The organism is Corallococcus exercitus (assembly GCF_003611585.1).
Classification (GTDB): Bacteria; Myxococcota; Myxococcia; order Myxococcales; family Myxococcaceae; genus Corallococcus; species Corallococcus exercitus.
Genome location: NZ_RAVW01000480.1, coordinates 1 through 6,893 on the forward strand (window position 1 = coordinate 1; position 6,893 = coordinate 6,893).

Genomic DNA, 6,893 nt, shown 5'->3' on the forward strand with positions numbered 1-6,893 from the left:
GAGGGGAGGCAGGCCGCGGATCCATGCGCCTCCGAGGATGATCCATCCCCGCCCCCCCACGCCAGGACTGGTTGGAGCAGGGGATTCACCGCGAAGCAGTCAACCCGCCCCTCGATACAGGCCCGTCGCGCCCGCCTGCTCCCCCTACAGAGCTGTATCCCTGCATCGTCCCGGGGCGCCTTGTGCCATGCTGCGTGGCGCCTCGTGGATTCCTCCTTCCTCAAGATCGGGTCACTGCTCCTCGTCGGACTCCTGGCCCCGGGTGCGCTCGCGGCCGAAACGACGCGCGAGGAACAGGTGCGCGCGGAGCTGGAACGCCAGCTGCGCGACATGGTCCCCGAGTCCCCCTCCGAAGTGCAGGTCCTCTTCGCGGGCTTCAAGCCCGAGGACGGCTACCGGCTGGTGGAGACCGACTTCCTCCTGGATGGCGAACCGCTCGCCGTCCCGTCGCTGGAGGAACTCAACGCGCCCGGCGTGCACCGGCTCGCGAACCTGAAGGTCGAACCCGGCGAGCACACCCTCGTCTCGCGCGTCACTTACACCAACGGCTCCTGGAGCCTGTTCAGCGAGACCAACGGCTTCCTCTGGAAGATCACCGCGTCCGTCGGCTTCCAGACCCAGCGCGGCCTGCGCGTCGTGGTGAAGGCGTCCCCCGCCGTGGTGCCCAACGCGCCGGATCCGCGCCTCAAGCTCAAGCTCACCCACGCCGTCACCGCGGAGATGATCCAGCCGCTGAAGGACGAGCCCACCGTCGCCACCGCGCCCCCGCCCGTGAAGCCGTCTCCGGTGGATGCCGGCGCTCCGGTGAAGGTCGTCCAGCCCACGCCAGCGCCGGACGCGGGCGTGAAGCCCACGACGACCGTCGTCTCCGTGACGCCGCCCGTGGAGCGCACGCCCGTGGCCCCCAGCCGCCTGCGCCTGGAGGTGACGTCCAAGAAGCCCACCAAGGCCACCGCCTTCGTGCGCGGCAACGGCGAACCCCTGAAGCTCACGCTCGCCACGGCCAAGGGCCGCAAGCCGCAGGACGTGCCGCTGTCCGCGGGCGCGTACACCGTGGACCTCATCGCCGACGGGTTCCTCGCCCAGACGCGCCAGGTAGAGCTGAACGCCGGCGCCGAAGCGTCGCTGGCCTTCGCGCTGGTGCCCGCGCCCAAGGCCGCCAAGGCCGCCAAGGTGCAGGAGGGCCGCATCGAGCTGCCCGAGCCCCTGAGCTTCGACGAGAAGAAGCCCGTGCCCACCAAGACCGCGCTCGCGGGCCTGGACCTGGCGGTGGACCTGCTCGTGCGCGACCCGAAGGCGCGCCTGCGCATCGAGGGCCACACCGACTCGAAGGAAGTTCCCGAGCCGGCCCGTCAGAGCCTCTCCGACGCTCGCGCCCGAGCCGTGGCGGACATGCTGATCCGCGCCGGCGTGGCCCCGTCCCGCGTGGAGGCCGTGGGCCTGGGCGACCGCAGCCCCAAGGCCCCCAACCTCATCCCGCGCGGCCGTGAGCTCAACCGCCGCGTGGAGCTGGTGCTGCTGCGCCCCTGAGCCGTCCCGCGCGGCTTGAGCTTGCCGGAGGGCTCCTCTAGCGTCCCGGGCGTTCTTCGCCAAAGGGCCGCGCGATGCCTCGCTACGAGTTCACCGAAGGCAGCTCCAGCAAGTTCTGGGAGATCACCCTGGAGGGCACCACGCTGACCAAGCGCTGGGGCCGCATCGGTTCCGACGGCCAGGAGAAGGTCGAGGAGTTCGACTCCAAGGCCGAGGCGAAGAAGGCCTACGAGGCGCAGATCCACGAGAAGGAGCGCAAGGGCTACACGCTCGCCGAAGGTGGAGAGGACGACGGCGGGGAAGCCACCGCCGAGTCCGCCGTCAACCCGGACCTGGAGGCCGCCATCCTCGCGAAGCCCGACGACGTGAAGGGCTACCTCGCGTACGCCGAATGGCTCGAAGGCGAGGGCGACCCGCGCGCCGAGCTCATCCGGCTCCAGCACTCCGCGCTGGATGCGCCCGCGGCCAAGGCCACGGCCGTGCACAAGCAGGTCGCGAAGTACGTTGAAACGCACTCGGGCGAGCTGCTGGGCGAGTCGCTGGCGGAGGCCGTCTCCGACGAGACCCTCAAGCTGGAGTGGCACCTGGGCTTCATCCGCGAGGCCCGGCTGGGTCAGGTGGACTACGACTCCACGGCGGACATCCCGGAGCTGCTGGGCGAGCTGCTGGCCCATCCGTCCGCGCGCTTCCTGAGCCGCCTGACCGTCGGCATGGCCACCTTCGACGGCGAGAACGAGTACCACGACGTGCTGGAGGTGCTGGCGAAGGCGAAGCCCGCGCCGCCACTGCGCTCGCTGTTCATCGGCGACTTCGAGTTCCCGGACGAGACGGAGATCTCCTGGACGCACGTGGGCAACCTCCAGCCGCTCTACAAGGTCTACCCCCAGCTGCGGGAGCTGCGCGTGCGCGGCGGCGAGATCGAACTCGGAAAGATCGACCTGCCGGAGCTGCGCTCCTTCACCGTAGAGACGGGTGGCCTCCCCGAAAGCGCGGTGAAGTCCATCGTGAAGGCGAAGTGGCCGAAGCTGGAGGCGCTGGAGGTCTGGTTCGGCCAGGAGGAATACGGCGCGGGCGGCGGGGTGAAGGACCTCAAGCCCCTCCTCGACGCGGAGGGCGTTCCAGCCCTGCGCAAGCTGGGGCTGCGCAACGCCGAGTTCACGGACGAGCTGTGCGCGGCGCTGCCCTCGGCAAAGGTCCTGGCCCAGCTCGAGGAGCTGGACCTGTCCATGGGCACGATGGGGGATGGGGGCGCGGAGACGTTGGCCCAGAACGCCAGGGCCTTCCAGCACCTCAAGGCGCTGGACGTCTCGCGGAACTTCCTCACGGAAGCGGGGCTGAAGGTTGTCGCAAGGGTCGCCCCGTCGGTGATCCGCGGCAACCAGCGTGAGCCCTACGACCCGGAAGAGGAGTCGCGCTACGCCGCCGTGGGCGAGTAGCCCGTCCCCATGCCGTCCGCCGCGCCGCCGTTCCTGATCATCGGCAACCCCGGGAACCGGCGCGTCACGCTCTTCCAGGAGGCACTGGTCCGCGCCGGCCTTCCTCCCGCGCTCGTCGTGGCCTGGGAGACGGTGGCCCGCGCCCCCGACGTCCTCCTGGAGCTGCCCGACACGGAGCGCCTCGTCCGCATCGACGCGGCGGGGGAGGACGCGGCCGTGGAGCGGGCCTTCCTCCTGCGCGGCCACGCGGATGCGCTCGGCACCGGCTGCGACACCGTGACGCCCGAGGCACTGGACGCGCTGCCGGATGAACATGGCCGCGTGCTGTGTCCCCGGCAGCACCACCTGGGCTTCCTGCGCGTGCTGGAGGACCTGTCCGCCCGGTTCGCCCTGCGTCCCCGCTGGCGCGTGCTGTCCTCGCCGGGCGCCATCGCGGACCTGTTCGACAAGCGCATCACGTCGCGCCGGTACGCGGGCCTGGGCATCCCCGTGCCGCCGTTCCTGGACGTGGCCCCGGGCGCCACGCCGGAGGCCCTGCGGCAGGCCCTGCGCGAGGCGGGCTTCCGCGAGGCGTTCGTGAAGCTGTCCTGCGGCTCGTCCGCGTCCTGCCTCGCGGTGTACCGGCCGGGCAGGGCGGAAGGCACCGTGGGCTCGCTGATCACCAGCCTGCACCGGGGCGCCACCGGCTGGTTCAACTCCCTCAAGGTGCGCCGCGTGACGGACGCGCGGGAGGTGGACGCGGTGCTGGCCTTCCTCCTGCGTGAGGGCTCGCAGGTGGAGGAGTCCCGGCCCAAGGCGCGGCTGGGCGGGGACGTGTTCGACTGCCGCGTCCTCGCCGTGCGCGGCGAGCCCGCCTTCACCGTCGTGCGCCAGAGCCGCCTGCCCATCACCAACCTGCACCTGGGCGGCTACCGGGGAGACCTGGACGCGTTCCACGCCGCCGTACCGCCCCGCGAGCAGGAGGCCGCGATGGAGAGCTGCCGCGCCGTGGCCCGCGCGCACGACTGCCTCCACGTGGGCATCGACCTGATGTTCGAGGACTTCTTCCACGGCCACCGCGTGCTGGAGGCGAACGCCTTCGGGGATCTGCTCCCCGGCCTCATGCGCGACGGCCTGTCCGTCTACGACTGGGAGATCCGCGAAGCGCTGCGCTGACGCCCGCCCGTCCACAGCCGCGTCGCCGGCACGCGCTCCAGCAGCCCGGAGCCGAACACGCGATCCAGCTCCAGGTACTCCAGGTGCACGTAGCCGATGTGACACCCGCACGTGTCCTTCGAGCACGGGCGCGGCTTGAGCGTCGCGTCGAAGTCCGGCGCGTAGAGGTTGCCCAGCGGTTCCTTGATGAAGTGGCACCGGTACGCGGTGCCGTCACCGTCCACGGACAGCACGGACTCGCCGCCACGGCAGGCCCGGCCCCGGCTGGGGTGGCGGGTGTTGTTTACCGGGAACAGCGGGTCGATGCGGGTGAAGCGCTCCACGTCCTCGGGCGTGTACGCGTCCAGACCATCCTTCACCGCGTTGATCCACAGGTACGTGTCCTCGGGAAGCTCGCGGCGCAGGGCCTCCGCCTCGTCCGCGAAGCGCCGGAAGCCCACCATGCCCGCGCTGTGCCGCACGCCGTGCTCCGACAGCCGATCGCACTGCGCGAGGAAGCGCGAGCGCTTCATCCACTCCGGATGGTAAGTGGCCCAGATGCCCAGCTTCTCCGTGCGGCAGTCGGCGAGCCAGTCCAGCCGGCAGGAGAGGTTCGTCTGCACCGCCGCGCGCTCCACGTGGGGCAGGTGCGTCAGCCGCGCCAGGGCCTGCTGGTACCAGGGCCAGATGAGCGCCTCGCCCCACGGCGTGAAGAACACGGACACGGTGTCCTGCGTGCGCGACTCCACCCACTGGAGGAACCGCTCCAGGTCCGCGCGGTCCTTCGTGAGCTCCTCCTCGCTCTGCTTCCACTTGCCGAAGGGGCAGTACTCGCAGCCGTAGTTGCAGCCGGACAGCGGCCCCCGGTAGAGCACGGTGAGCTTCATCGCCAGGCGTACTCCGCCATGCGCGCGCGCACGGCCTCGGAGTCCAGCCAGGGGCCAATCAGGTCCGAGCGCTCCACGCCCGCGGGCGTGAGATGGAACACGCCGTCCACGTCGCGTGCCAGCCCGTGCGCCTCCAGCTCCGCGAGCATCGGGAAGTCCGCCTTCGCCTCCGTGCCGAAGCGCTGGCGGTACGCGCCCGGGTCCACGCCCTCCGCGAGCAGCGACAGCACCAGGTGCCGGTGGCGCTGCTCGGCCGCGTCCAGCACGAAGCCGTAGCGCACCTCGCCGAACGACGCCGCGTCCCGTTCGACGTACGCCTGGATGATGCCGCGCACCTCGCGCGACGCCACGGCGTACTCCGACGAGTAGTGCACCGCGCCCGCGTAGGAGCGCGCCCCCACGCCCAGGCCCACCATGCCGTCCTCCTGGCAGCGGTACACCGCGCCGCGAGCGGCCGGTGCGTGCGCCGCGCGGAACATCCGCATGGACACCTGCGTGTAGCCACGCGACAGGAGGAAGTCCCGGCCGTTCCGGTAGAGCGACAGCCGCAGGTCGTCCCACGCGCGCGACTTCTTGCCCAGGAAGGTGAGGGGCCGCACGTAGAGCGGGTAGAGGTACAGCTCCTCCGGCGCGTACCGCAGCGCGGCCTCCAGCGAGTGCTGGAACGTCTCCACCGTCTGGCCCTCGATGCCGTAGATGAGGTCCAGGTTGAGCGTGGGGAAGCCCGCGCTCCGCAGCAGGTCCAGCGTGGCCTCCACCTGCGCGGTCTTCTGCGGCCGCTTCACCGCGGCGACCTCCGCCTCCAGGAAGCTCTGCACACCCATGCTCACCCGGTCCACGCCCCGGGCCTTCAAGAGCGCGACCTTGTCCGCGTCCACCGTCTCCGGCGACACCTCCACGGACATGGGCACGTCGCGCGGGTGGACGCCCAGCTCCGCCGCCAGGTCGAACACCGTCTCCAAGCCCGCGACGTCCAGCAGGGTGGGGGTGCCACCGCCGATGGCGGCGCGCGCGAACGTGGACGGCCCCAGCGCGTCCTTCACCCGGCGGGCCTCCCGCTTCAGCGCGGCGAGCCACGCCGTGACGACGTCCTCCTTGGGGCCCGCGGCGGTGAAGAGGTTGCAGAACCCGCAGCGCATCTCGCAGAAGGGCACGTGCAGGTAGAGGAACAGCGCGTCCCGCCGCTCCTTCGCCCAGACATCCTCCAGAGGCAGCGCGGGCGTGAGCGGACGGTAGGCCGTCTTGTGCGGGTAGCCGTAGAGGTACGCCACGTACGGCGTCCCTTCGAGCATCGACTCCAGGCGCGTCATGGCGCGGAGTCTACCGGCAGCACGAACTCGCCATAGGGCACCGTCCACACCACCGGGTGCCCCAGCCGGTGCCCCGTGTAGCCGTCCTCGCCGTACGCCGTGCCGTGGTCCGAGCACACGATGCAGAAGGCCGGACCGCGCCGGCGCAGCGCCTGGAACAGGGGCCCCAGCTGGCCGTCCACATACGCCAGGGCCGCCGCCTGCGTCGCCTTCGAGTCCTCCGTCGCCCCGGGCACGTAGTGCCGGTTGGGCTGGTGCAGCGCGGAGACGTTGATGAACAGGAACACCCGCTGCTCCCGGGGCAGCGCACCCAGGATCTTCACTGCGAGTGATGCCTGATTTTCCGTGGATCGGGGGTCGGTGACGCCCAGCTCCGGGGCCCAGTGCGCCTCGGAGAAGAGGCCCGGGAGCACGCGGCCCAGGGGGTTCTTCTGGTTGAAGAAGCCCGTCCCGCCAATGCACACCGTGTGATAGCCGCGCCCGGCCAGTCCGGTGACGAGGTCGGGTGCGTCCAGCACGCAGGTGCCGGGGCCCGTCGTCTCGCTGCCCTCGAAGCGCAGGGCGAAGGCTGTCTCTTATACAATCTCCGAGCCCAC

Annotated in this window: 6 protein-coding genes; 3 read left to right on the forward strand and 3 right to left on the reverse strand. The window is 71.2% G+C overall.

Translation table 11 applies throughout. The features are described 5' to 3' along the window. Positions 1-204 precede the first annotated feature (204 nt). The 3 genes from D7W79_RS36300 (at position 205) to D7W79_RS36310 (ending at position 4,121) form a co-directional block, all read left to right on the forward strand. Complete coding sequence (locus tag D7W79_RS36300; RefSeq protein WP_167497782.1) at positions 205-1,530, forward strand: OmpA family protein; 1,326 nt, start codon at positions 205-207, stop codon at positions 1,528-1,530. Between the two features lie 74 nt (positions 1,531-1,604). After that, positions 1,605-2,966: a WGR domain-containing protein gene (locus D7W79_RS36305; RefSeq protein ID WP_120529873.1), complete on the forward strand. Its 1,362-nt coding sequence runs from the start codon at positions 1,605-1,607 to the stop codon at positions 2,964-2,966. Positions 2,967-2,975: 9 nt separating this feature from the next. Further along, on the forward strand, positions 2,976-4,121 hold the full coding sequence (locus tag D7W79_RS36310; RefSeq protein WP_120529874.1) for an STM4014 family protein: 1,146 nt from the start codon (positions 2,976-2,978) through the stop codon (positions 4,119-4,121). Here D7W79_RS36310 and D7W79_RS36315 read toward each other — a convergent pair. The 3 genes from D7W79_RS36315 to D7W79_RS36325 are packed head-to-tail and all read right to left on the reverse strand — an operon-like array spanning position 4,088 to position 6,857. Further along, a complete protein-coding gene (locus D7W79_RS36315) occupies positions 4,088-4,987 on the reverse strand; it encodes an STM4011 family radical SAM protein (protein WP_120529875.1) in 900 nt (299 codons plus the stop codon). The genes D7W79_RS36310 and D7W79_RS36315 overlap by 34 nt on opposite strands. Beyond that, positions 4,984-6,297, reverse strand: a complete 1,314-nt coding sequence (locus tag D7W79_RS36320; protein WP_120529876.1) for an STM4012 family radical SAM protein — start codon at positions 6,295-6,297, stop codon at positions 4,984-4,986. The genes D7W79_RS36315 and D7W79_RS36320 overlap by 4 nt, the downstream gene beginning before the upstream one ends. Continuing rightward, a complete protein-coding gene (locus D7W79_RS36325) occupies positions 6,294-6,857 on the reverse strand; it encodes an STM4013/SEN3800 family hydrolase (protein WP_276375530.1) in 564 nt (187 codons plus the stop codon). Before D7W79_RS36325 ends, D7W79_RS36320 begins: the two co-directional genes overlap by 4 nt. Positions 6,858-6,893 lie beyond the last annotated feature (36 nt).

Excerpts from the sequence above, each read along its gene's own strand:
- D7W79_RS36310 (WP_120529874.1), top strand. The coding sequence starts at position 2,976 with ATGCCGTCCGCCGCGCCGCCGTTCCTGATCATCGGCAACCCCGGGAAC.
- D7W79_RS36320 (WP_120529876.1), bottom strand. The coding sequence starts at position 6,297 with ATGACGCGCCTGGAGTCGATGCTCGAAGGGACGCCGTACGTGGCGTAC.
- D7W79_RS36315 (WP_120529875.1), bottom strand. The coding sequence starts at position 4,987 with ATGAAGCTCACCGTGCTCTACCGGGGGCCGCTGTCCGGCTGCAACTAC.
- D7W79_RS36305 (WP_120529873.1), top strand. The coding sequence starts at position 1,605 with ATGCCTCGCTACGAGTTCACCGAAGGCAGCTCCAGCAAGTTCTGGGAG.